The 23,123-nt window shown below is 61.0% G+C and carries 20 protein-coding genes; 14 read left to right on the top strand and 6 right to left on the bottom strand.

Annotated elements, in window-relative coordinates; all coding sequences use genetic code 11:
• Nucleotides 1-12 precede the first annotated feature (12 nt).
• From Q8N04_02945 to Q8N04_02985, 9 genes are all read left to right on the top strand, one after another.
• A complete protein-coding gene (locus Q8N04_02945) occupies nt 13-2,337 on the top strand; it encodes an MMPL family transporter (GenBank protein ID MDP3089607.1) in 2,325 nt (774 codons plus the stop codon).
• A gap of 1 nt (nt 2,338) precedes the next feature.
• Nucleotides 2,339-3,136, top strand: a complete 798-nt coding sequence (locus Q8N04_02950) for an outer membrane lipoprotein-sorting protein (protein MDP3089608.1) — start codon at nt 2,339-2,341, stop codon at nt 3,134-3,136.
• Between the two features lie 13 nt (nt 3,137-3,149).
• On the top strand, nt 3,150-4,412 hold the full coding sequence (locus tag Q8N04_02955; GenBank protein MDP3089609.1) for a hypothetical protein: 1,263 nt from the start codon (nt 3,150-3,152) through the stop codon (nt 4,410-4,412).
• 27 nt (nt 4,413-4,439) lie between these two features.
• Complete coding sequence (locus Q8N04_02960) at nt 4,440-5,099, top strand: class I SAM-dependent methyltransferase (GenBank protein MDP3089610.1); 660 nt, start codon at nt 4,440-4,442, stop codon at nt 5,097-5,099.
• A gap of 81 nt (nt 5,100-5,180) precedes the next feature.
• A complete protein-coding gene (locus Q8N04_02965; protein MDP3089611.1) occupies nt 5,181-5,534 on the top strand; it encodes a DsrE family protein in 354 nt (117 codons plus the stop codon).
• Between the two features lie 88 nt (nt 5,535-5,622).
• Nucleotides 5,623-6,684: an RNA 3'-terminal phosphate cyclase gene (rtcA, locus tag Q8N04_02970; protein MDP3089612.1), complete on the top strand. Its 1,062-nt coding sequence runs from the start codon at nt 5,623-5,625 to the stop codon at nt 6,682-6,684.
• A 17-nt stretch (nt 6,685-6,701) separates the two neighbouring features.
• A complete protein-coding gene (locus tag Q8N04_02975) occupies nt 6,702-7,214 on the top strand; it encodes a Mut7-C RNAse domain-containing protein (protein MDP3089613.1) in 513 nt (170 codons plus the stop codon).
• Nucleotides 7,211-7,576 (top strand): DUF1614 domain-containing protein, encoded by a 366-nt coding sequence (locus Q8N04_02980; protein ID MDP3089614.1) that lies wholly within the window; start codon nt 7,211-7,213, stop codon nt 7,574-7,576. Before Q8N04_02975 ends, Q8N04_02980 begins: the two co-directional genes overlap by 4 nt.
• The gene (locus Q8N04_02985; GenBank protein ID MDP3089615.1) at nt 7,569-7,925 is read left to right on the top strand and encodes a DUF1614 domain-containing protein; all 357 of its coding nucleotides are present in this window, start codon (nt 7,569-7,571) and stop codon (nt 7,923-7,925) included. Before Q8N04_02980 ends, Q8N04_02985 begins: the two co-directional genes overlap by 8 nt.
• A 97-nt stretch (nt 7,926-8,022) precedes the next feature.
• On the opposite strand, the gene Q8N04_02990 is transcribed toward Q8N04_02985, so the two are convergent.
• The 6 genes from Q8N04_02990 to Q8N04_03015 form a co-directional block, all read right to left on the bottom strand.
• Entirely contained in the window at nt 8,023-8,223 is a 201-nt protein-coding gene (locus Q8N04_02990; GenBank protein MDP3089616.1) for a hypothetical protein, read from the bottom strand.
• Nucleotides 8,224-8,368: 145 nt separating this feature from the next.
• Nucleotides 8,369-8,590 carry a hypothetical protein gene (locus Q8N04_02995; GenBank protein MDP3089617.1) on the bottom strand — a complete coding sequence of 74 codons (222 nt, stop codon included), beginning with the start codon at nt 8,588-8,590 and terminating at the stop codon, nt 8,369-8,371.
• Between the two features lie 78 nt (nt 8,591-8,668).
• Nucleotides 8,669-9,115 (bottom strand): response regulator transcription factor, encoded by a 447-nt coding sequence (locus Q8N04_03000; GenBank protein ID MDP3089618.1) that lies wholly within the window; start codon nt 9,113-9,115, stop codon nt 8,669-8,671.
• Nucleotides 9,116-9,395: 280 nt separating this feature from the next.
• Nucleotides 9,396-10,043, bottom strand: a complete 648-nt coding sequence (locus Q8N04_03005) for a response regulator transcription factor (GenBank protein ID MDP3089619.1) — start codon at nt 10,041-10,043, stop codon at nt 9,396-9,398.
• A complete protein-coding gene (locus tag Q8N04_03010) occupies nt 10,040-13,015 on the bottom strand; it encodes a PAS domain S-box protein (protein ID MDP3089620.1) in 2,976 nt (991 codons plus the stop codon). Before Q8N04_03010 ends, Q8N04_03005 begins: the two co-directional genes overlap by 4 nt.
• An 86-nt stretch (nt 13,016-13,101) precedes the next feature.
• Entirely contained in the window at nt 13,102-16,137 is a 3,036-nt protein-coding gene (locus Q8N04_03015) for a CheR family methyltransferase (GenBank protein ID MDP3089621.1), read from the bottom strand.
• A 238-nt stretch (nt 16,138-16,375) separates the two neighbouring features.
• On the opposite strand from Q8N04_03015, the gene Q8N04_03020 reads away from it, so the two are divergent.
• The 5 genes from Q8N04_03020 to Q8N04_03040 all read left to right on the top strand — a co-directional run bounded on the left by Q8N04_03020 (nt 16,376) and on the right by Q8N04_03040 (nt 22,919).
• Nucleotides 16,376-16,636: a hypothetical protein gene (locus Q8N04_03020; protein ID MDP3089622.1), complete on the top strand. Its 261-nt coding sequence runs from the start codon at nt 16,376-16,378 to the stop codon at nt 16,634-16,636.
• A gap of 600 nt (nt 16,637-17,236) precedes the next feature.
• A complete protein-coding gene (locus Q8N04_03025) occupies nt 17,237-17,365 on the top strand; it encodes a hypothetical protein (GenBank protein MDP3089623.1) in 129 nt (42 codons plus the stop codon).
• Nucleotides 17,362-18,366 carry a sugar phosphate nucleotidyltransferase gene (locus Q8N04_03030; protein MDP3089624.1) on the top strand — a complete coding sequence of 335 codons (1,005 nt, stop codon included), beginning with the start codon at nt 17,362-17,364 and terminating at the stop codon, nt 18,364-18,366. Before Q8N04_03025 ends, Q8N04_03030 begins: the two co-directional genes overlap by 4 nt.
• Before the next feature lie 18 nt (nt 18,367-18,384).
• Nucleotides 18,385-18,636 carry a DUF2934 domain-containing protein gene (locus Q8N04_03035; protein MDP3089625.1) on the top strand — a complete coding sequence of 84 codons (252 nt, stop codon included), beginning with the start codon at nt 18,385-18,387 and terminating at the stop codon, nt 18,634-18,636.
• Between the two features lie 29 nt (nt 18,637-18,665).
• Complete coding sequence (locus Q8N04_03040) at nt 18,666-22,919, top strand: acyl-CoA dehydratase activase (GenBank protein ID MDP3089626.1); 4,254 nt, start codon at nt 18,666-18,668, stop codon at nt 22,917-22,919.
• Nucleotides 22,920-23,123: the final 204 nt, after the last annotated feature.

Below are 23,123 nucleotides of genomic sequence, written 5' to 3' on the forward strand. Positions count from 1 at the left end.
GGAGGGCCATCGATGAACAGGTCTGAAACGCCGGCTCCCACGTGGTCGGCGCGCGTGGTGGACGCGACCCTCCGGCTGTGCGTGGACTTCCCGCGGCTGACGATCAGCGTAATCCTGCTTCTCACCGTCTGGGCCATCCTCCAACTGCCCAAGATCACCACCGACACGGACCCTGAAAACATGCTGGAGCCGGACTCGCCCGTGCGGGTGTCCCACGAAGCCACGAAGCGAACCTTCGGGATTCATGAGCTCATCGTCGTGGGTTTCGAGAGCGAGCGGGATCTTTTCAACGTCGACGATCTCACCAAGCTCTTCCGGATCAACCGCGAGATCCTGAATATTCCAGGAGTCATCATCCCCGACGTCTTAAGCCTCGTGACCACCGACACGATGCGGAAGAGCGGGGACACCCTGGAGATCAGAAAACTCTTGGAACGCCCACCGCAGACGCAAGAGGACGCTCGGCAGCTCAAGGACACCCTGCTTGGCAATCCACTGTTCCGGGAAAAACTCATCTCCCAGGATGGGCAGCGGGTGGCCTTCTACATCCCGATTGAGCGGAAAGAGATCGCGGCGCGGGTCACCAGGGAGATTCAGGCGCTGGTCGATACAGAGCCTGGAATCACGGCCAAGATCGCCGGCCTTCCCATGGCAGAGATGGTGTTCGGGGAGCAGATGTTTCTGCTGATGGGCGTGCTGTCTCCACTGGTGATGCTGGTCATCACCGTCGGTCTGTGGATATTCTTCAAGGACTGGCGGCTCATCGTGGCCCCGTTACTCGTCTCGATGCTGAGCGTGCTCTGGACCATGGGGCTGTTGATCGGCCTCGGCTATCCGGTCCACATCATGAGCTCCATGATCCCGATCTTTCTGATGGTCACCGGCCTAGCCGACGGGATTCACATTCTCAGCCAGTTCTACGACGTCTATCCCCGCTATGGAGACAAACGCACGGCCATCCTCGAAACGATGAAAGAACTATATTCGCCGGTGCTGTACACCTCCTATACCGTGATGGCCGGGTTTGGGTCGCTGATGCTCGTCAACATTCCGCCGGTCCGGATTTTCGGCCTGTTTGTGGCCATCGGGGTCTTTGCCGCCTGGATCCTGACCGTGACGTTCCTGCCGGCGTTCATGATGCTGCTCAATGAGGAGACACTCAAGCGGCATTGGAAGGGTGAGGTGGCCACTGGCGGCCTGCTTGTCAGAGTGGCTAATTGGCTGGGGCGCCTGGGGATGGCCAGGAGTTGGGGGGTGCTTCTCGCCGGCATCGCGGTGCTGGCGCTGGCAGGCTACGGAATGGAGCAAAACCGGGTGAATGACGATCCGGTGAAGTGGTTCAAAGCCTCAAGTCCGATCCGGCAAGCCAGCCGGCTCATGAACCAGCAATTCGGCGGCACCTACATGGCCTACCTCGTGGCGGAGGCGGATGCGCCAGACGCCGCGACGAGACCGGAGGTACTCCGTTATCTCGACGAGCTTCAACGGGAGATCGGCCAGGACCCCAGGGTCGGCAAAACCACCTCACTCGCCGACATCCTCCGGTGGATCAACCGAGTCCTGACCGGCAATGATGAGCTTCCGCGTAGCCAGGAGCTGGCCGCGCAGTATCTCTTTCTCTATCTCTCCTCCGGCGGCTCGCCGGACACCTTGGACAATTTCGTGGACTACGGATACCAGCGGCTCAATATCTGGCTGCAACTGAAGACCGGGGACAACCAGGACATGATCGAAGTCATGGAGCGAGTCACGCGCTATGTGACGGCGCACCCGCTCCCGGGGGTCCGTGTCGAGATGACCGGCCCGACGTACGTCAACGTGGTGTGGCAGCAGGTGATGGTCACCGGCATGCTGGGCTCCTTTGCGGGCTCAGTCGTGACGGTCCTGCTGATCATGGCGATCGAGTTCCGCTCGCTGCTCTGGGCGCTGATCGGAGTGGTCCCGCTGTTGATCACCATCTTCGTCTCATACGGTCTGCTGTTTTTCATCGGCAAAGAGATCGATATGCCCATCGCGGTGTGCTCCTCGCTGGCCCTCGGGATCGGTGTGGACTTTGCCATCCACTTTATCTTCCGATTCCGGGAACGCTACCGCCAGGAACGGGATCTCCAGAAAAGCTTGCAGTGGACCTTCGGCGAACCGGCGGTGGGGATTCTCCGGAACGCGCTCCTTCTTTTCCTGGGGTTTGCCGTGATGCTCGCAGCACCGCTGGGTCCCTACGTGACGGTGGGCGCCTTCGCCGCCATTGACATGTTGGTGGGCGCTCTTGCCACATTGCTGCTGCTGCCGGCCCTGATCGTGCTGCTCCAACGAGTGATTCTGAAGAAGGAGGTGTGACGTGAATGGGAAGCTTCTGATGGCGAGATGGGCAATGGCGCTGTTCCTGAGTCTCATCCCGGGCGCCGCGTTGGCCGAGGATCCGGCCTCGCTTGTTCGGCAATCCCAAGCAGCCTTCCACTATGCCGGCATAGACCTCAAGGCCCGCGTGAAGATGACATTGCTCACAAAAGAGGGCCAGCAGCGTCTCCGGGACCTGATGATGCTCCGGAAGAACGAGGCAGGGGGCAACCAGCGGTACTTTCTGTACTTTCACGGTCCGGCGGATGTGCGAGGCACCGTATTTATGGTCTATAAGTACCCCGACCGGGAGGATGACCGCTGGCTGTTCATTCCAGCGCTCAACCTGGTCCAGCGCGTCGCCGCACGTGACAGCCGATCCAGCTTCGTGGGCTCCGACTTCTCCTATGAGGATATTTCGGGGCGTGATGTAGAAGCCGATACCCACAAGGTGCTTCGAGTTGAGGCCCTTGGAAGCCAGCAGACCGTAGTGATTGAGAGCGTGCCGGCGCGGGAGGCCGACTATGCCCGGAAACTCACCTGGATTGACCAGCCCTCCCATCTACCGCTGAAGGAAGAGTACTACGACGTGCAAGGCGCTCTGTATAAGGTTTTCACGGCCGATGAGATCCGGGACGTGCAGGGAGTGCCCACGATCATGAAGCGCACGATGACCAACGTGAAGACAGGGCATAAGACCGAGGTGGTGTTTGAGAGCGTGGCCTACAACGTCGGCCTGGGTGACGACATCTTTACCGAGCGAACGCTGCGACGGCCTCCCGAGAAATGGCTCCGGTGAGAGGGAGTGAGGCATGGCGATGCGTGGTGTGTTCCTGGGTGTGGCGCTGCTCAGTATGGGCGTTGGTATCCTCCCGCTCCGTGTGCAGGCCGAGGAACTCCTCATCCAGGGATTTCTCCAGGCCAACTACTCGGCGCGCCTCACAGGGCTGCAACCTCCAACCTCTGAAGGCGGCGACTTCCTGTTTGGGGAGGAACGGCTCCAACTGCGGCTGGATAAATCCGGCGAGAAAGGGCGGCTGTTTATTCGAACCGATTTCTTCCACGATGCCGTCGCCAATCGACCTGATCTCGAAGTGCGGGAAGCGTACGTGGATACCAGCGTGGGGGGATCTGATCTGCGGATCGGACGCCAGCTCCTGATCTGGGGCACCGGCGACTACCTGTTCATCAATGATGTCTTTGCCAAGAACTGGGGCGCGTTCTTTTCCGGAAGACCCGTCGAGTATCTCCGCGTGCCACAGGACGCGGCGAAGCTGGATCTGAGTGCGGGAGGGATATCCGCCGAAATCGTCGCGATGCCGTTCTTTCAAGCCGACCAGCTCCCCTCACGCGACCGGTTTTATCAGTTTGATCCATTTCCGGGTGCGGCGAGGACCACGCAAGAGCCTGGGATGAGGTACGGGAATACGGAGTGGGCCGCCAGGATTTATGGGAGCGCGGGGGGATTTGATACGGCACTGTATCTCTATCACGGCTTTTTTCGCATGCCGGCGCTCCAGCCAAACAGCATGACGACCCCGACTCTCGTGAACGAGATATTCCCCCGGTTGGCCGTCTATGGGGCGAGCGCCAGAGGGAACGCGTTGGGAGGTGTCGTGAGCGCAGAGATCGGCTACTACGACTCGCTCAATGATCAATCCGGCCACAATCCGTCCATTCCAAACAGTTCGTTCCGCTATCTCGTGGGGTATCAACGGCAACCCTGGGAGGATTTCACGGTCGGGCTGCAATACTATGGCGAACTGATGTCCCACTATGATGCGTACCGGGCCACGCTGCCATCCGGGTTTCCGGTTCAGGACCAGCACCGGCAGCTCATGACGCTCCGGCTCACGCAACTCTTCTGGCATCAGACCCTGCGGGTGGGCCTCTTCGCCTTCTACAGCCCTACGGATCAGGACTACTACTTGATTCCCGAAATCCGGTATAGCATCAGCGATAATCTGTGGGTGTCAGCGACCGGGAATATTTTCGGAGGACGCCGCCCCACGACGTTCTTTGGCCAGTTGGACGCGAACGACAATCTGGCGGTGACGATGCGGTATGAATTCTGACGCAGATCGTGTGGGAGGCAGCCGCAGATGCCCGTCGTGACGGTCTTTGACCAGCAGACGCAGCAATATGACGACTGGTTCGATGGGCACGAGCCGGTCTATCAGGCCGAACTCGCAGCACTCCGGAAGTTTGTTCCTGCCACTGGCATGGGCATCGACGTCGGGGTGGGGACCGGGCGCTTTGCCCTGCCGCTCGGCGTCCAGTTTGGGCTTGACCCGAGCCGCGCGATGCTCCAAGTCGCCCGAAGGCGTGGCATCCAAGTCTGCCAGGCCATAGGCGAGCGGATGCCCTTCCGCGATCGGCAATTTGATCTGGTCCTGCTCGTCACCGTCATCTGTTTCGTGGACGATGTCCCGGCCTTGTTCCGGGAACTCAGGCGGGTATTGAAGACAGACGGACAACTCATCATCGGGTTCATCAACCGGGAGAGTGAGCGTGGCAGGTTGTACGAAGCGCGCAAGGACACGAGCACGTTTTACCGAGATGCGCGGTTCTATTCGGTCGCGGACGTGGCTGACCGGGTGGAAGAAGCTGGCTTCGGTTCGCTGCGATTCTGTCAGACCCTGTTAGGTGATCCCAGTGAGAGTGCAACAAAGAACCTGGAGGTTCGCGACGGCTCCCGCGATGGTGCGTTTGTCGTCCTCAGTGCCAGGAAAGTTGAACAGGCTAGGGGCGAGGGGCAATAGGCTATGGGCACGGGAGCACAGCTTCAACCACTTGCCTCTAGCCTCGGGCCTCTCGCCTTCTTCAAGGAAGTGAGGTGAACTATGAAGATTCTCTTTATTCTGAACGAGGCTCCGTATGGGTCCGAGAACGTATACAACGCACTCCGGCTGGCCATGAAGTTGCAACAGGAGCATGCTGAGGCGGAGGTGCGGGTGTTTCTGATGGCAGATGCTGTGAACGCAGCCCTGCCTGGCCAAACCACGCCGCAGGGTTACTACAACATCGAACGGATGCTTAAAGCGATCATCCATAAGCAAGGGCAAATCAAGGCGTGCGGAACCTGCGTGGAGGCGCGGGGACTGGACAAACTGGCCCTGATCGAAGGCATCGCGGCCAGCACGATGAGCCAGCTGGCCCAATGGGTCATGGACTCGGACAAAGTGCTGACATTCTGAGTCTCTACTGCGCCGGCAAACCAGCTTCAATAGGCGAAGTCTACCTTGAGACATCAGACAGGTGAGCTATTTACCGACTGGTCGAGCCATGTTAACGATTGACGGGTCCCGCTATTCCGGCAGTGGTTCGATCGTCAGGCAGGCAGTCGCCTTCGCCGCCCTGACTGGCCGGGCCATCCATGTGGTCCAGGCCCGCGCAAAGCGGGAGAAGCCAGGATTACGGCCGCAACATATCCGGGTTGTGGAAGCCATCGCCGAACTCGTCAACGGTCACACGGAGGGGCTGACGCAAGGCTCGCAGGAATTCACGTTCCATCCCGGCCCTCTCAAAACCGGACGACATTATCATTGGGACATCGGCTCAGCCGGCTCGACGACCATGCTTGCCCTCGGCATCCTCCCGGTCCTGGCCTTCGCGGCTTCACCGATCACCGTCGAACTGCGCGGCGGCCTCTTCCAGGATTTTGCCCCGTCCTTCTTTCATCTCCAACACGTGCTCCTCCCGATCCTGCGCCAGATGGGACTTCATGCCGAAGTTGAGATAGGCCGTCCCGGCTACCTGCCCCGCGGCGACGGCATACTCAGACTCGTAGTCACACCCCTCAGCAAGCCCTTGCAGGCCATCGCCAGAGAGGATGCAGGCCCGGTGATACGCTTGTGGGGGATCGCGCTCTCTTCGCATCTGGAAGAACGGCACGTGAGCCGCCGGATGGCGGACGCGGCACAAGATACTCTCGCCGAGGCTGGCCATCGGGCCGATATCGACATTCTGAACGACACAGAGTCATTGCAGCGCGGCGCCGCGCTGGCGCTCTTTGCCGATGAAGAAGGCGCGGTGCGGCTCGGGGCGGACCGGGCGGGCGCCTTGCGAAGAACCGCAGAGTCCATCGGCAAGCGCGCCGCCGGACAGTTGCTTGAAGATCTCACCTCCGGCGCGACGCTGGACCGGTTCGCCGCGGATCAGATCATCCCCTTTGCGGCCTTGGCAGAAGGCGACAGCCGGTTCATCATACCCAGCGTGACCGATCACGTCCTGACCAGCGCCTGGCTGGCAGAGACATTTCTCGGGGCCCGCGTCACCATCGACGGACAGCGGATGGCAATCCACGGAGTGGGATTCTGGCCGAATCATAATCGCACGCGAAGTTAGGCAGGGCACTCCTCCCTATGGACATGCGACAGCCCAATCAGCCGGTCATACGTTTCATGGCCGATGCCATGCTCGGCCGCCTGGCTCGCTGGCTGCGCATACTCGGCTATGACACGGCCTACGACAAGGCGATCACGGACGAGGCCTTAGTCGAACGGGCCCTACGCGAGAACCGATGGCTGCTCACCCGCGATCGTCGCCTGGTCCTACGGAAGCTTCTCCGCGGCCGTCATACGCTCCTTGCCGCTGATGACGTCGACGGCCAGTTGCGCCAACTCCACCGGGACCTCGCGATAGACCTTCACCTGACTCACCAACGAGCGTATCGCTGTGCGGACTGCAATGTCGCCATCACCGCCATCTCGCATGACGAAGCTGCTTCTCTCGTTCCTCCCTTTGTCGCGGAGCAGTATCGAGCATTTCTCCAATGCCCTCAGTGCCGCCGCGTGTTTTGGCCCGGCACCCACTGGCAAGATCTCGATTGTCGCCTCACGGCCATCAAAACGCACAGCGTGGACAAGCGGCCATGAATAACGACAAGCCACCGCTGAGCATCCCGATCCTGCTGCCGCTGCTGCTCTTTCTGCTGTTGCTGGCGATGCTCCCGTTTGTGTTCGGGCCACTATTCACCGTGGCCTTGATCAAGCTCAACCTCGATTCGACGACCGCGCTGCTCATTGTGATCGGGATGTTCCTCGGCAGTCCGGTCAATATCCCGGTGAAACGGATTCCCCGGACGGAGTCGATGGCGGCAGACCCGCTGGCCGTGTTCGGATTGGCCGGTCGATGGCCTTCGACCATGCGTGTCCGCCGGGAAACGATCATCGCCGTCAATGTCGGAGGCTGCGTGATTCCGGTCGCACTGGCGGTGTATGAAATATTCCATGTATGAGATATTCCACCTGGTGGCGGCAGGCCTGCAACCGCTCTCCGGATTGCTCCTGGCGATCTTCGTGAACACCATGGTCTGCTACTGGATGGCGCAACCGATCGAAGGGATCGACATCGCGATGCCGGGGCTCTTTCCTCCCCTGATCGCCGCGATGAGCGCCTTGCTCCTGGTGCCGGACCAGGCCCCACCTGTCGCCTTCGCCGCCGGCCTGCTGGGCCCGCTCATCGGCGCGGATCTGCTCCACCTTCGCGACGTGTCCAAAATCTCCACCGGCATCGCCAGCATCGGCGAAGCCGGCACGTTCGACGGGATCGTGTTGTCGGGAATTGTGGCGGCGTATCTGGCGTAGGACGGGATGACTCGATCCATGCCCCTTCGATCACGTTGACAGCGGCGGAGGGTTGGAGGGTCGGCCCGGATGACACCGTCGGCGGCCGAAAGTCCCTTTACTTCAATCCCCTGTAGGGATCATCGAACCTGGCACCGCACTCGCGGCACTCGACTTTACCCGTCCACTTGCCGGCTCTGGTCATGACGTTGTCGATCAGCCGGCTATGGGTGCAGGCGGCCGCACTCGTCGCTTCGCGGCTCAGCTGAGTGGCCGCGCTGTCCATACTCACCTCCGGACTTCCTGAAGCCTCTTTCATTTTTTCCCCTCCGTATCGCCGCCTCGACGCAGGTCCCCCTGTCCACTCACCGCCCCCCCCGCCAGCCGTCGCTTGAACGAAGGCCCTGGATCGACAAAGGCCGCCACTCTCCTCGCTCGACTTCCCGCCGGCCTGATGGACCATGTCACACCTGCACCACCGGGGCGTGAATGGCCTGGACCCTATACGTCCTGCCGTCGTCCAGGGTCATGCGAATCTGCCCGCTCCGGCTGAGATAGTCGACCGCAAGAAAGACCTCGTTCCAGCTGAGATGCGGACACAGCGCACCGACCTCTTCGAGCGGACAATCGGTGCCGCGCTGCTCCAGTGCGTCATAGACCTGCTGGATCATCGTCTCGATCCTCATCGCACATCTCCCTCCCGCACGTGCATCGCACCGTCACCAATTCAACCCGCGAGAAACCCTCAGCGCATCGGCGGCCGTTCAGACCGGAACAGACCCCGAGGTTAACGCGCCGCCCCCAAGCTCCTGCTCCCCTCCCACCCCCAGCCCGACATACCGATCACCCGCGAGCACATGCAGCAGGGCTTGAGCCAGTTCCGCGTGAAGCGCCGTTTTCTTGAGAACGTAGCCGCGAGCCCCCGCAGCGAATGCCACGGTCACAAATGCCGGCTCCTGATGGCTCGTTAAGATAATGACCCGGCTCTGCGGCAGGCACGCCTGGAGCGCCCGCGTGGCCTCGAGGCCATTCATCCTGGGCATCGAGATGTCGGTGAAAATAATGTCCGGCTTCAACCGTTGCGCGGCTTGCACGAGCGACTGCCCATCCGTCACCGCTCCGACCACCTCGCCCAATTCGCCTACGAGGTCCCGCAAGGCCATCAGCAGATCCGGGTGATCATCGGCAAGTAAGATGCGAGGTCTAGCCATGGATCAATACCCTCCAGCCCACAGAACACGAGGATATCGTAGGCTCCATAGAGGGGGGCTGGAACTAGGGAATTCCCTGGCGGCGAGGAGCAATCCTACCAGAGCTTCATGGTCATGAGGGATGGAGGAAGGTGGAGGAACTGAGGGTAAGCAGGATGCTCAAAAAGCCCGCCAGCAAGGCCGCAACCGATGAAAATACCGGAGGCGTAGCCTCTGGGCTACGTTGAGGATGTTTTCAAGGCGAGAACGAAGCTGGCGGGCTTTTTCAGCATCCTGCCTGTTAGAGGCCGGTGATGCCGTGGGTGATGGCATACTTGGTCAAATCGGCGGTGGTATGAAGGTCCAGCTGCTGCATGACGCGGGACTTATGGAACTCCACCGTTTTCACCGAGACATTGAGGATCGTGGCAATCGCCTTCGTGCCGTGGCCTTCAGCGACGAGCTGCAATACCTCCCGCTGGCGGTCGGTGAGCGCGGCGGATGCAACCTTGGCTGCCTCGCCGGTGGATGGCTTCAGGACCGATTCCAGCACATCCTTCGTCAGCGAGGGCGTGAGATAATGTTGGCCTTGGAGGACGGCCTTGATCGCCAGACCAAGCTCCGACGCGGCGGAACGTTTGAGGAGATATCCGGAGGCTCCGGCCTGAAAGGCCTCGGTCGCATAGGTCGGACTGGCATGCATGGTCAGAAAGATGACTTTGCTTTCAGGAACGAGCTTCCTGAGCTGGCGGGCCGCGTCAAACCCGTTCAAGAGCGGCATCGAGATGTCCAGAAGGATCAGGTCCGGCCGCAGTCTCTGCGCCGCCTCCACCAGCGCCCGGCCGTCCTCCACGGCGCCGACCACATCACACTCAGCCTCCACCAGCTTCCGCAAGCCGGCCAGGATCAGCGAGTGGTCGTCGGCCATGAGGACGCGCGGCTTCTTCATGCGCCCTCCTGAGAGCGGGGAACCCAGACACAGACCTTCGTCCCATCCGCCGGAAGGGAGTGGACGCGGAGAAACCCGCCCAAGAGACGCGCGCGTTCCTGCATGCTCACCAAACCGAGTCCTTTCTTGCGAGCGTCCTTGCCCTCAAGGTCGAACCCCTTGCCGTTATCGCGCACCGACACGCCGACCCCCTTGGACGATCCGCTCAGTCTGACCGTCACATGGTTCGCCTGGGCATGTTTGAACACATTCTGGAGACTCTCCTGCATGACGCGGAATAGATTGGTTTTCACGTCCGGTGAAAGCGCCTTCGGCGCCTCGCGGGCTGTAAACGTCACCGGCACCCCTGTCCGTTTCGTAAATTCGGCGATATGGTCTCGCATGGCCACCTCCAAGCCGACGTGATCGAGCAACGAGGGATGTAGATTGTACGCCAGATCGTGCAGATCGTCGGACAGCCGCCCGATGCCGGCATGAATTCTCGCGAGCTGCCGGAGAATCGGCTCAGGAAGATGGACGATTGAGCTACGCTCAATCGTCTCCAGTTCGACCGCCAGCGCCGCTAGCCGCTGATTGAAGTCGTCGTGCAGGTCGCGCGCGATCCGCTTACGCTCCTGCTCCTGCGCCGTCAACAATTTTTCCGTGAGCGCTTGGAGCTCTTCTCGATTTTCCCGGAGTACGGACTGGCTCTGCTGAAGCGCCAGCTCGGCCTGTTTCTGGGCCGTCACATCGGTGGACAAGGCCAAAATCCCTCTGACCAGGCCGGCGTCGTCGCCATCAGGCATATACTGCGTGCTCATCCAGCGAGCATTGCCATTCGGTAAAACCATCGGATACATAAACGACACCGCCTGACCTGCTAAGGCCTCCCGGAGGTACGGTTCGAACTCGTCGAAATTGATCTCACCCACCACGTCCTTGACAAGCTTCCCTACCATGTCCGAGACGGGTCGTCCGAAAAACTCTTCATGCCGCTTATTCATAAAGCCATACCGTAATTCAGTATCGATATACGCATAGAACGCCGGGACGTTGTCCGCTAAGAGATGGAATTCGCGCTCTTGATCCCGCAAGGAATTTTCAGCCCGCTTGCGTGCAATGGCCGTCGCCAACCCGTGGCAGACGGATTCGAGGGCTTGCAGCGTCAGAGGGGATGACGCGTGAGTCCCGAACAGTGCGAGCACACCGAACACACGGCCTTCGACGACGAGCGGATACCCGGCAAACGATTGCAAGCCGTTCTCGCGCATCCACTGCTTGTTCGGCAGGCGGTCGTCCTGAAGGATGTCGTTCGAGATTATTGCACCGGCGCCCTGAGCAATTTGTCCGATCTTCAGGGCCCCCAAGGGGACGCGGCGGAATTCACCGTTACGATTCACCGAAAGCCCGGCGCTGGCTGTAAGATGAAGGCACTCGGTCCGGTCCTGGCACCATTCTACCTTGTGACAGTGCTCACAGAGGTCTCCAGGCCCCATCGTCCAGATTCTTGCAAAGGCGTATCCCAAACGCGTGACGATGGTGTCGGTCAATTGCTGGAGCAGGACATTGAGAGGCTTGTCTCGATTCAACGCGAGGCTCGCCTCGGCGACAAAGCCCGACAAGCGCGCGCGTTCAACCAATTCATCCTCTGTCCGCTTCCGGTCGGTAATGTCATGCCCCAGATAGATCAGGCAGGGAATGGACCCGAGTTGGATCGGCTCGACAGAGACCATGATCGTCCGAATCTCTCCGGACTTGGTCCGGAGCAACCCTTCCCGATTGTGGAGACGGCCCCGTTCCTGAATTTCCTGGAGCACAGACGCGCGCTTCGATGGATTGGCCCAGAGCCCCAACTCCAGAGTCGTGCGACCTATTACTTCCTCTCGCGTGTACCCAGTCAACCGGCTAAATCCCTCATTCACATCGCAAAACCGGCCTTCTGGCAGGGTACTGATCCCGACAGCGGAGGGAGTCCAGTTGAAAAGAGCTTGAAAGTGTTGTTGCGACTGAGTCAGATCCTCAATGAGCCGGTGTTGCTCTTGCTCCGCCCGCTTCCGCTCCGTGACATCGCGCAGAATCACGGTGAAGAGCGTCTTGCCGGCGACCAGAACCCGGGAGATTGAGGCCTCGAGGGGAAACTCCTCTCCGTTCGCTCGCAGACCGAACAAGGTGCCTTCTCTCTGCATCGCACGGGAGGGCGCACCGCTCTTGGCAAAGCGGCTCATATGACCGTGATGCGCCTCTCTGTACCGTTCCGGAATGAACCGGTCGAGCGGCTGTCCGATCGCCTCGGCGGCCCGGCAGCCGAACATAGACTCTGCCGCGCGATTGAAAAGCACCACATGCTCCTGCTCATCAACCGTAATGATGGCGTCCATCGCCGACCCGATAATCGCCTCAAGTTGCGTCCGTTGTGTTTCGAGCTCCTGCTCAGCCCGTTTGCGATCACTGATGTCCAGGAGCGACGTCCGCCAATGCGTGATGCGTCCCGGCTCTTCGTGGACCGCGAGGCTCTCCAGATAGACGCAATCGGCGGCGCCGGCCTTTTTCCGGATATGCATCTCACAGTTCTGTCGGGTACCGGTCTTCAGAACCTCCTGAACATGCCGATAGAGCCGGTCCTGATCCTCCGCTGCCACGAAGCGCGTGAGCGGTTGTTCGATCAGCTCATTCCGGTTGAGGCCAAGCAGCATCCCGGCCCTCAGACTGGCCTCCACGATTGTGCCGTCCCGATCCAGCGTGAGATGGCCGGCGGGGGAAAAATCGTAGAGAGCCACATAACGGTCGCGCGCCACTTCGAGTGCCACCTGGGTCCGGCGCAGCTCGTCGTTCTGCATCTCCAGCTCGATCTGATGGACTTGCAGCTCGTGCACCAGCTGTTGCACATCCTTGACCGGCATGGCCACCACGTCACGGTTCGTGACGTGCAGCCGTTCTTCCGCCTGCAGGCGAAGCGCTGTGTCCTTCGTGGATCCGTCTGGTTTCTTGGCCATCTGAACACCCTTCTTAAGACAGGCGGTCTCAAGGCTGAAGGGGGAAAGGCCGAAGTATTCGGGACTCCGACCTTCCCCCCTTCAGCCTACTCCTCGGCCTTCCCGCCAGGCCCCCTCACCTCTTCCATGGCTAACAAAATTCGGCCCGGTTGCGCCGCCTCCTGCTCGACTCGACGGCCATTGAGTGCCAATACCCGACGTCCGATCTGGGGGAACGTCTGGTCCACGATAAAGTCCTGGAACGAGCGGTTCTTCGGCAGAATCTCTTCCAGCAGATGGCGTAAGTCTGGCAGGTTCCAGGCCCCGTTGCAGAGGTGGTAGATGAGCTGCTGCTCGACCTCGCGCGGCGTTACCTGAAACATCCGGTAGAAGGCCTGGTTGGCCGAGACCACGCGAAGCTGGTCGTCCATCACAAGCAGAGGTTCGCGTATCGTCTCAACGATGCTGACGGCCAAGCTGCGCGCGGCCTGGACGACCTGCTCGGATTTCTTCAACCGGGTGATGTCCTGAAACGTCAGCACGAGCCCCTCAATAGTGTTCTTGGTGGTCCGATAGGGCAGAATCCGCATGACAAACCAGCTCCCGTCGGTCGCCCGGACTTGCCGCTCCTTGACGGTGAGCGTCTGGAGCACGTCCCGCGCATCCTCCGACAGCCGGTCATAGCTCAGCTTCGAGACGATGTCCGACAGGGGGCGCCCGACATCGACGGCCATCAGGCAGCTTACCCGCTTCGCCTCCGACGTGAACCGTTTGATGCGCAGCTCATTGTCCAGAAAAATGGTGGCGACCTCCGTGCTGTTCAAGAGATTCTGCAGATCGTCGTGCGCGTCCGAGAGGTCGTCGAGCTTGCCCTGGAGCTCGGAATTGACGGTCACCAGTTCTTCATTGAGGGATTGCATCTCTTCCTTCGCCGTCTCCAGTTCCTCGTTGGTACTTTGCAGCTCTTCGTTGGTGGACTGCAATTCCTCGTTGGCGGACTTCAGCTCCTCATTGGAGGTTTGCTGTTCCTCGATCGTGTGTTGCAACCGTTGCTTCGTGAACTCCAGTTCCTGCAAGAGCCGGGACTCCCCTTTCTTCATTGGTGCGGCCGTTCGCGCCGGTGCGCCCTTCCCTACGGCGGGCTTCTCCTCCCGCACCTGGTCAAACGTTACGAGAAATAGACCCTGGAGGGCCTCCGGCTCGACAATTCTCTTGACGGCCAGGTTGACCAGGATGGCGCCGTCGCTAGTCTTCACCTGCACGTTGCGGCGCAGAATTTCGTCCTTCTGGCTGGCCGCCCGATGGAGCGCGGTCGCCAGTTCGTGTCGCAATCCTTCCCGCGCCATCTCCACCACGCGGTGTGTCGCCGGGCCGGGCGCCGGCTCAAGATAGGAACCGGTGTGGCCGTGGGTGTAGACGACCTCACCCCGACCGTTCACGAGGACCGCCGACGGCGCGTAGCGCGAGACCAACAGCTGCTGGATGAGATCGGCAATCGGGGCGGGGCGCGTGGTGGGAAGAGGCACCTCGGCCTCCGCGCGGGTCTCGGTGCCCCCTTGCATCAATCCATGAGGAAACCGTTCCAGGTGAGGAAACGTCGCTGGTTCCGCCGTCCGCCTGAACAGCTTCCATTTCCGGTCGATGACGGTAAAGAGCGAGTCGAACTCCCCGACCGCTTCGGACGTACCGAGAAACAGGATGCCGTTCGGCTTCAAGGCGTAGTGGAACAACGGCAGGATTTTGTGTTGCGCCTGGGCGTCCAGATAGATCAGGAGATTGCGACAGGACAGGAGGTCCAGTTTCGTAAAGGGGGCATCGGTCAGGATGTTATGCGTGGCAAACACGACCAGATCACGAATCTCCGTCTTGACTCGGTACCCGCTGTCTTCCTTGGTAAAGAACCGCTGTAGGCGCACCGGGGTGAGGTCCCCGGCGATGCCGACCGGATAGAGGCCGGCGCGGGCCTGGTCAATGGCCCGGCTGTCGAGATCGGAGGCGAAAATCTGGACGGTGAGCCGGAGCTTCTTCTCCGTCAGGTACTCACGAAGCAGGATGGCGAGCGAATAGGCCTCTTCTCCGGTCGAGCAGCCGGCGACCCACAGGCGCAGGGTCGTGCCCTCCGGCTTGCCCTCCACCAGAGCAGGCAACACTTTCTGTTCAAGGACCTCGAAGGCCTGGGGATCGCGAAAGAAGCTGGTAACCCCGATGAGCAGTTCCTGAAACAGGGCATCGAGCTCATGCGGATTCGACAGCACAAACCGGAGATACGACTTCAGATTTTCGATCTGGTGCACGTTCATCCGGCGTTCGAGGCGCCGCTGAATCGTGTTCTCTTTGTAGAGGGAGAAATCGTTCCCGGTCCGATCGCGCAAGAGGATGAAGAGCTTGCGCAGCGTCTGAGAGCCGTCTCCTTCAGGGAGCGGCAGCGCCGGTTTCGTTGAGCTGCGCGCATAGGCGCGCAACGGCTCCGCCATCTGCCCCGGCGGCTGGACCACATCGATCACCTCGGAGCTGATGGCGCTGCGCGGCATGTTCTGATACTTGGCAGACTGCGGCTCCTGCGCGATCGTCATGCCGGACTCGGCCTTGATCGCGCGCAACCCCACGGTGCCGTCGCTGCCGGTCCCGGACAGAACGATCCCGACGGCTCTGTGCTTCTGGTCTTCCGCCAGCGAACGGAAGAAGTAGTCGATGGGCAGGGGCACGCGATCCTGTGAGGGCGGCCCCATGAGGTGCAGGATGCCGTGCAGGATCGCCAGGTTGGTGCCCCCCGGCGCCATATAGACGCCATTGGGCTCCACCGCCATCCCGTCCTTGATCTCCACCACCGGCATTGCGGTGCATTTACTGAGCAGGCTCGGCAGGAGACTGACATGGCCCGCATGCTGGTGCGACACCACCACGAAGGCCATCCCGCTGGCGGGAGGCATGTGGCGGAAGAACTCTTCCATGGCTTCCAACCCGCCGGCGGAGGCCCCGATCCCGACGATCAGGAACCCGAGCGGTTCTGGTGGCAGGCCAGCCGATGGAGCTGGTTGCACGGAAGGAAGGGGCAGGGCACCGCGTTTCTTCTTGGCACCCTTGGGCTTGGCGCCGATCTTTGCAGGGGTCTTCTTGCTCGTCTGCTTTCGTACCTTGGCCACAGAATCTTCTCCCCGAAGCGGACGGAGAACCCGGCATCGTACACACGTGTCGATGAAAAGCCGGTCAGAAATCGGAGTCTAGGCTCTTTCCCCCTTTCCAGCAAGCGAGACAACCGCGGCCGGACCGGCACTAGTAAGGTCTCAATCCAGAACCAGGGTTTCTCCGAGTGTGCCCGGTCCGGCGCCTGTCGTACAAGGTGAGCGAGAATACATCCTGTTATATCGCGCGGGAGATCCTATGCTTCAGACAGACTCTCTTGAGTCGGCCATCCGCCGGGAACTTGGACGGGGCGGCCCTTGCACACTGGAGGAACTCAACGAACGTTTACCCTACTATTCTTGGAACCAGGTGTTTGCCGCCATCGATCGGCTCAATCGTGAAGGCATCGTGACCGTCCAGCGACCGGACTCGTTAGACTACACCCTCTCGCTCGCTCCCACTCCCCCTTCGAAGCACAGCAAAACATATCGGTCTGAATCCGGGACGCACCTACACTGAGCACGCGCCCAGCCGCCGGCAGGCTATCCCGGTCATTCCTCTTGCGATGCCTTCACCTCATTCCACTTATTCCAGTCGTGCAGGCGTGACACCGGACGCATGTCCGGCTCTCCGGCGATCGCCCCAGATCCTCTCTCATCCTCACTCCAGCGATTGTGGCACTAGTACATTGCTCTGGAGGAACTGGTGAGTTCCCCAGTTTCACAAACGGCTACGAATCGCCATGATCTCCCCATCAGATCCGCGATCGGTTCCGCCATATGACCACATATCTGTTTCCTGCTGGCCGGGTGAATGAAGGAGGTGGCACATGTCTCGCGAAGGACTGTCCATGCAGAATGCTCCTCGCGCGCCTTCCGCTTCGATGAGCACTCTGTACATCGCACCGCAGCTGCTCCCTGTCTGTTGCATCTGCGGATTCATTCGAGACGAAGCGGGAGGTCGTCCTCAGCACGGGCGCTGGGTCGCGCAACGGGCCTATCAAAAGATACATGGAGGGAATCTGGCGGATTTCTCTCTGACGCACACTTACTGTCCGAAATGTTTGGTAAAGGTCCAGAAGACTGTTCGGCAGTACCTGCGTGAGGGAGGAACAATGCGATGACATCGCGCGCCGGCGCGCAAGACCGCCGGCCGGGCCTCCACGCACAGGTCGGCCGCACGGAGCGGAAACCGGCATCACTCGGTGAAACATTCTTGACCGTGACGATCAGGAGGGCGACATCGTGAGTCCGCACAACACATCGGATCAGCTCTGGTCGATTATCCTGGCAGGCGGGGAAGGCTCGCGGATGAGCGCCTTCGTGCATCGGTGGCTGGGCCGGCCCACACCCAAGCAGTATTGCGCCTTCGTCGGCACACGCTCCATGTTTCAACACACGCTGGATCGGGCAAGCCGGCTCACACCGGCGGACCGCATGGTCGCCGTCGTCGCGCGCAGCCATCGGCATGATGCGCTCGCACAATGGGGAGACCGGCGGGGCGGCACCATCCTCTTTCAACCCGCCAATCGCGATACGGCGGCCGGCGTGTTCCTGCCGCTGACCTATATCCGCGCCAGGGCCCCGGAGGCCACCGTCGTGCTCTACCCGTCGGATCATTTCGTCTATCCCGAAGACCGGTTCCTCGACGCGGTCCGGCGCGCGGTCCGGGTCGCCGAGTCGCGCACGGATCGGGTAGTGATGCTGGGCGTCGCCCCTGATCGCCTGGAACTGGACTACGGATGGATCCAGCCCGGCCGCCCCCTCGAGAGCCGGGACGGCGAACCGGTGCAGACCGTTCGCTCGTTTCTGGAAAAACCCAATGCCGCCCAGGCCGATGCCGCGTTGCGGGCAGGCGCGCTCTGGAACACGCTGGTGTTGGCCGCAAAAGTTGATGCGCTGTGGAAGCTCGGCTGGCAATGCCTGCCGGATATGATGCGGCGCTTTGAGCAATTGGGACAGGCCATCGGAGGGCCGGAAGAAACGCGGCTCCTGAACGCCATGTATCACGATCTGCCGATGCACAATCTCTCGTCCGACCTGCTGCAACGCGTCCCGGACCACCTTGCGGTGATCGAACTCACCGGCGTGCTCTGGAGCGACTGGGGCAAGCCGGAACGCATTGCCGAAACGCTGCGGCGGATCGACCGGCGGCCGGCGTTCCCCTTGACCTGTCTCGACCATCCATTCGTTCCCTTCCCGGGGACCGCCCCGGAAGCAGGGCTGTCTCCGGGTGTGTCATTCCTATAATCCAAGGAGGAAACAGCCATGAAGTCCGTCACCATCAGCACGACCAAGCAGGAGCGCAAAGCACCGGTTCCCCAGCAACAGCAGCCGTCTAAAAAGACGGCGACGCAGAAGTTTCACGTGCTACCGCAGGCGCCCTGTGGTGACCTGAACATCCTCATCGCGAAGCGGGCCTATGAGCTCTACAGCGAGCGGGGTTATCGGCATGGCAATGCAATGGAGGACTGGCTCGACGCAGAGCGGGAGATTCTGAGCCAGATCCCGCCGGTCTAAGAGGATCGCACAATTCCGGAGGGTCTCGCATGTCCTACGTCGGCGTAAATATCGGCGCACTCACGGTGAAGGTCGCAGCCCTTCGTGGTGAGGTCAGGACCGCCACGGTGCTGGCCCATCAAGGCCGCCCGCTGGAGATCCTCGCCGAGGTGCTCGCCCGCCCGGAGTTTGCCGACGCGGAGTACTTCGGTGTGTCCGGCCAGCTCGGGCATGTATCCGAAGTCGCGGCAGTTCAGCGGGCGCTCCGCGAGGTCGGCGGGACGTTTGACGCGGTGGCCTCGCTCGGCGGCGAATCCTTCCTCGTCTATCTCCTCATGGACGGCAGAATCACCAATGTCGTGTCCCACAATAAATGCGCGGCGGGCAGCGGGGAGTTTTTCGTGCAACAGATCGGCCGGATGGGACTGGGCATGGAGGAAGCGATCCAGCGGTCCTTCAGCGGCAAGGTCGTGCCGCTGGCCTCACGCTGCTCGGTCCATTGCAAATCGGACATCACCCACAAGCTGAACCGCAACGAGGCCACGCCCGAGGATATTCTCCACACGCTGCACGACAGCATGTCCAACAAAGTGATTGCGTTGCTGGAGAAAGGCCCGCGCGACCTGAAACGGGTCCTCTTGATCGGCGGTGTCACGCGCAACGAGGCCATGCTGGCGTCGTTGCGGGCCAAACTGCCGTCCACGGAATTTGTGGTACCGCCGGAAAGTGCCTGGTTCGAAGCCTGGGGCACCGCCCTGCTCGTGCGGGACTCACCCAGCGAGATGGCCCCGAAGATTGCGGCGCAGCCTGGCCTCGGCCGTCTCCCGCCGCTTCATCTCTATGGCGAACAGGTGCAAGTGATCGCCACCCCGCCCCGACAAGCCCCTCCCGATGGGCCGCTGGTCCTGGGAGTCGACGCGGGCTCGACGACCACCAAAGCCATCCTGCTCGACCCTTCGACACATGCGGTGGTGGCCTCCTATTACGGACGCACGAAGGGAAATCCCGTGGCGGCCACCCGCGAATGTCTCCAGGCGCTCATCGAACAGGTGGGCAATCGCCCGATCGGATTGATCGGCACGACAGGCTCGGCCAGGGAACTGGCCGGCGCCTACCTCGGCACAGAATACGTCTACAACGAGATTTCGGCCCATGCAGCCGGCGCCACACACTTCGATCCTGACGTGGATACGATCTTCGAAATCGGCGGGCAGGACTCCAAGTACATCTATCTGCGCAACGGCGTGCCTATCGACTATGCCATGAATAACGCCTGCTCGGCAGGCACCGGCTCCTTCCTGGAAGAAAGCGCCCACAGCGATCTCGGCATCAGCGTCTCGGACATCGCCGACCTGGCGCTGGCCGCTCCCTCCCCGGTGCACTTCAAAGCGACCTGCGCGGCCTTCATCAATTCCGACATTCGCCTCGCCCAGCAACAGGGCCATCCCCGCGACAACATCATCGCCGGACTGGTGTATGCCATTGCCGACAATTATCTGAATCGAGTCAAGGGACCGCGTTACGTGGGAAAGAAAATATTTCTGCAAGGCGGCGTCGCGCTGAACCGCGCGGTCGGCTATGCCTTCGCCCACAGCGTCGGCCGCCAGGTCGTGATTCCGCCCAGCCCGGAATTGCTCGGCGCGCTGGGGGTCGGGCTCCTCGCATTGAAACGAGCCGATGCGATGCCGGGTCATACCGTCGATCTGCTCACCCTCGGCGCACCGGAGATGAAACTCGTCGGCCGATTCACATGTGGCGCCTGCAAGATGTACTGCAGCATCGACCGGTTCGAAGTCGCAGGACGCCGGTTTCCCTTCGGGGGCCGCTGCAGTCTCTATGAAAATGTGTGGAAACGAAAGGCCAGGACCGCCGCGGCTCAAGATCTGGTCGAGAAACGCGCCGAGGTGCTCTTTCAGGTCACCCCCGCTTCGCCCGCAGCCATCCCGAAGCACGAGCGGGTGGAACGTACCTCCTGGGGCGTGGGGCCGGCCTATGAAAGCGCGAAGGCCTTTGTGCGTGAGTCCCTGGGCCATTCCAACGGCAACGCGGTGGCGAGCGGCACCCGCATCGGTATTCCCAGAGCCCTGACGACTCACTCGCTGTTTCCGCTCTACTCCACGTTCTTTTCTCGTCTGGGCATGGAGGTCGTGCTGTCCGACGTGGACCCGCGGGGGGACCTCAGTTCGCAATCGGGATTTTGCTTCCCTGCGCAGATTGCGCACGGCGCCGTCTTGGACCTGGTCAAGAAAGATGTGGGCCTGATCTTCATCCCGCATGTCGTACGCATGCCTCACCCGAACCAGTGCAAAGATTCATATCTCTGCCCGATCACGCAAGCCGGACCCTATTTCCTGGCCAAGGCCTTTCCTGATCGCCGCTTACTCTCGCCCGTCTTGGAATTCATCAACGGTTACGAGACCTGCACCGCCATGGTCGACATGGCTGTGGCAGAACTGGGAATCCAGCGCGAGGCTGCCACCGGCGCCTGGTCAGCCGCGGTGCAGGCCCAGACAGGCGCAGAGCGTACGCTCCGTGACCTCGGGAAACAGGCGCTCGATGACGCGATCGCGGCTGGCAAGCCGGCCATTTTACTTGCCGGCCACAGCTACAACGCCTTCACCCCGGAAGCCTCGCAATCCGTCGGAAAAAAACTCTCCAGCATGGGGATCTCCGTCATTCCGGCTGATTGCCTGCTGTCATCGGGAGAGGGACCCACCTCCTGGCACTTTGCGAACATGATCTTAAATGCCGTCGGCATCGCGAAGCAGCATCCCAACTTATTTCTCTTGAGCGTCAGCAATTTCAGCTGCACCATCGACGCGTTCACCCACTCCATGCTCGCGTCTGAATTGGGATCGAAACCCTACCTGGTTCTCGAAATCGACGCGCACACTGCCGATGCCGGAGTTCAAACCAGGCTGGAGGCCTTCCTGGACATCATCCACAACTACCGGGACGTGCAATCTGTCGGCGCCAGCCCTTTCATTCCCTGTCGGCTTGTTGCGGGCGGCCGCGTCATCCGATCGAACGGCGAGTCCGTGCCGCTCACGGACCCCCGGGTAAAGATCTACTATCCGAACTTCTCCCCCTACCACACCAGATCGCTGGCCCTGGCGACCGGCTGGCTCGGGCTCCACCCTGGCCAGGTCGTTCCGCTGGACCGGGCCCAACTCGATAAGGGGCTGCAGCACACCTCCGGCCGTGAATGCCTGCCCTTGCCGATCTGCATCGGCCAACTGCTCCAGATCCATGAGCAACGCCAGCCCGGAGAAATCGCGGGATTCCACATGGTGCAGGGCGGCGCGCCCTGCGTCACCGATGCCTACATGGGCTACTTTGAGCGGTTCATCGCCGAACAACGGCTGACCGACCTCTTCCTGTTCAGTCCCCAGCCGGAGAACGACTACCTCGGCTTCGGTAAAATCGTCCTGGCGCAGCATCTGTCGCTGGCGGTCATCCTCGCAGACATTTTAGTCGAGATCGAGCATGTGCTCAGGGTTGTGGGACAGCAGGGCTCCCTCGATCGGCTGAGGGAGGAATGGGAGCGCTTCGCCCAGGGAGCTCGCTCACGCGACGAATTCCATGCCACGCTGCCCTCGTTCGTCGAGCGCCTGGCGCAGCTGCCGCGCAACAAAGATCCGCACACCTGCCCGCGCGTGGTCGTGGCCGGCGACTTCTTTACCCGCTTCAGTTCATTTTTCATGGATGGAGTGCGCGACCTCTATGCCGAGCGGGGGATCATCCTCAAACCGGTCGATCTGAGCGAACTGTTTCTCTATATCGCCTATCATCCCATGGCGGAAACGGCCGGCACCTGGGGCATGAAGCCGGGCGGCATGGCCCTGGCCAAAGCCTGCACGAGGATGTTTGAGCCGGAAGGGAAAGAATATATTCAGCAGTGGATGGCCTACCAGACCTTGCAGCGCGAGGAGGAACATTACCGCACGCTCTTCCGCGAGACCGGTCTGCTGGTAGCCGCTCCCAACGCGGTCGCCTCCATTTTCGAGAGAGGCGCCGAGCATGTCTCGCCCGCCATTTATGGCGAACTCCTCCCGATTGTGGGCAAGGGACTCGAAGCGGCCCATGAGGGGTACGACGGCATGCTCGTCATCGGGCCGTTCAATTGCCTCCCCTACCGGATTTCAGAGGCTATTCTCAAACCGCTCAGTATCCAGCAAGGCATGCCCATTCTCACCTACGAGAGCGACGGCTATGCCGTGTCCCCGTCAGTACTCAGGCAGGTAGACGTCCATATCCAACAGGTGCTGGAACATGCGGCTAGAAACCATGTAACACCTGCATGATATGCAGCTCGGTTCATTTCACCGAAGGACTCTTCCTATGATCACCTCGATCGCCTTCACCGTCTATCCGGTCTCGAACATGGAACGGGCGCGGGCCTTCTACGAACATGTGCTTGGGCTTCACAAGAGCTATGACTATCAAGACATCTGGGTGGAATATGACCTTGCAGGTTCGACCTTCGCCATCACGACGACGGAGATGGG

It is taken from the genome of Nitrospira sp. (assembly GCA_030692565.1).
In the GTDB taxonomy this organism is placed as follows: domain Bacteria; phylum Nitrospirota; class Nitrospiria; order Nitrospirales; family Nitrospiraceae; genus Nitrospira_D.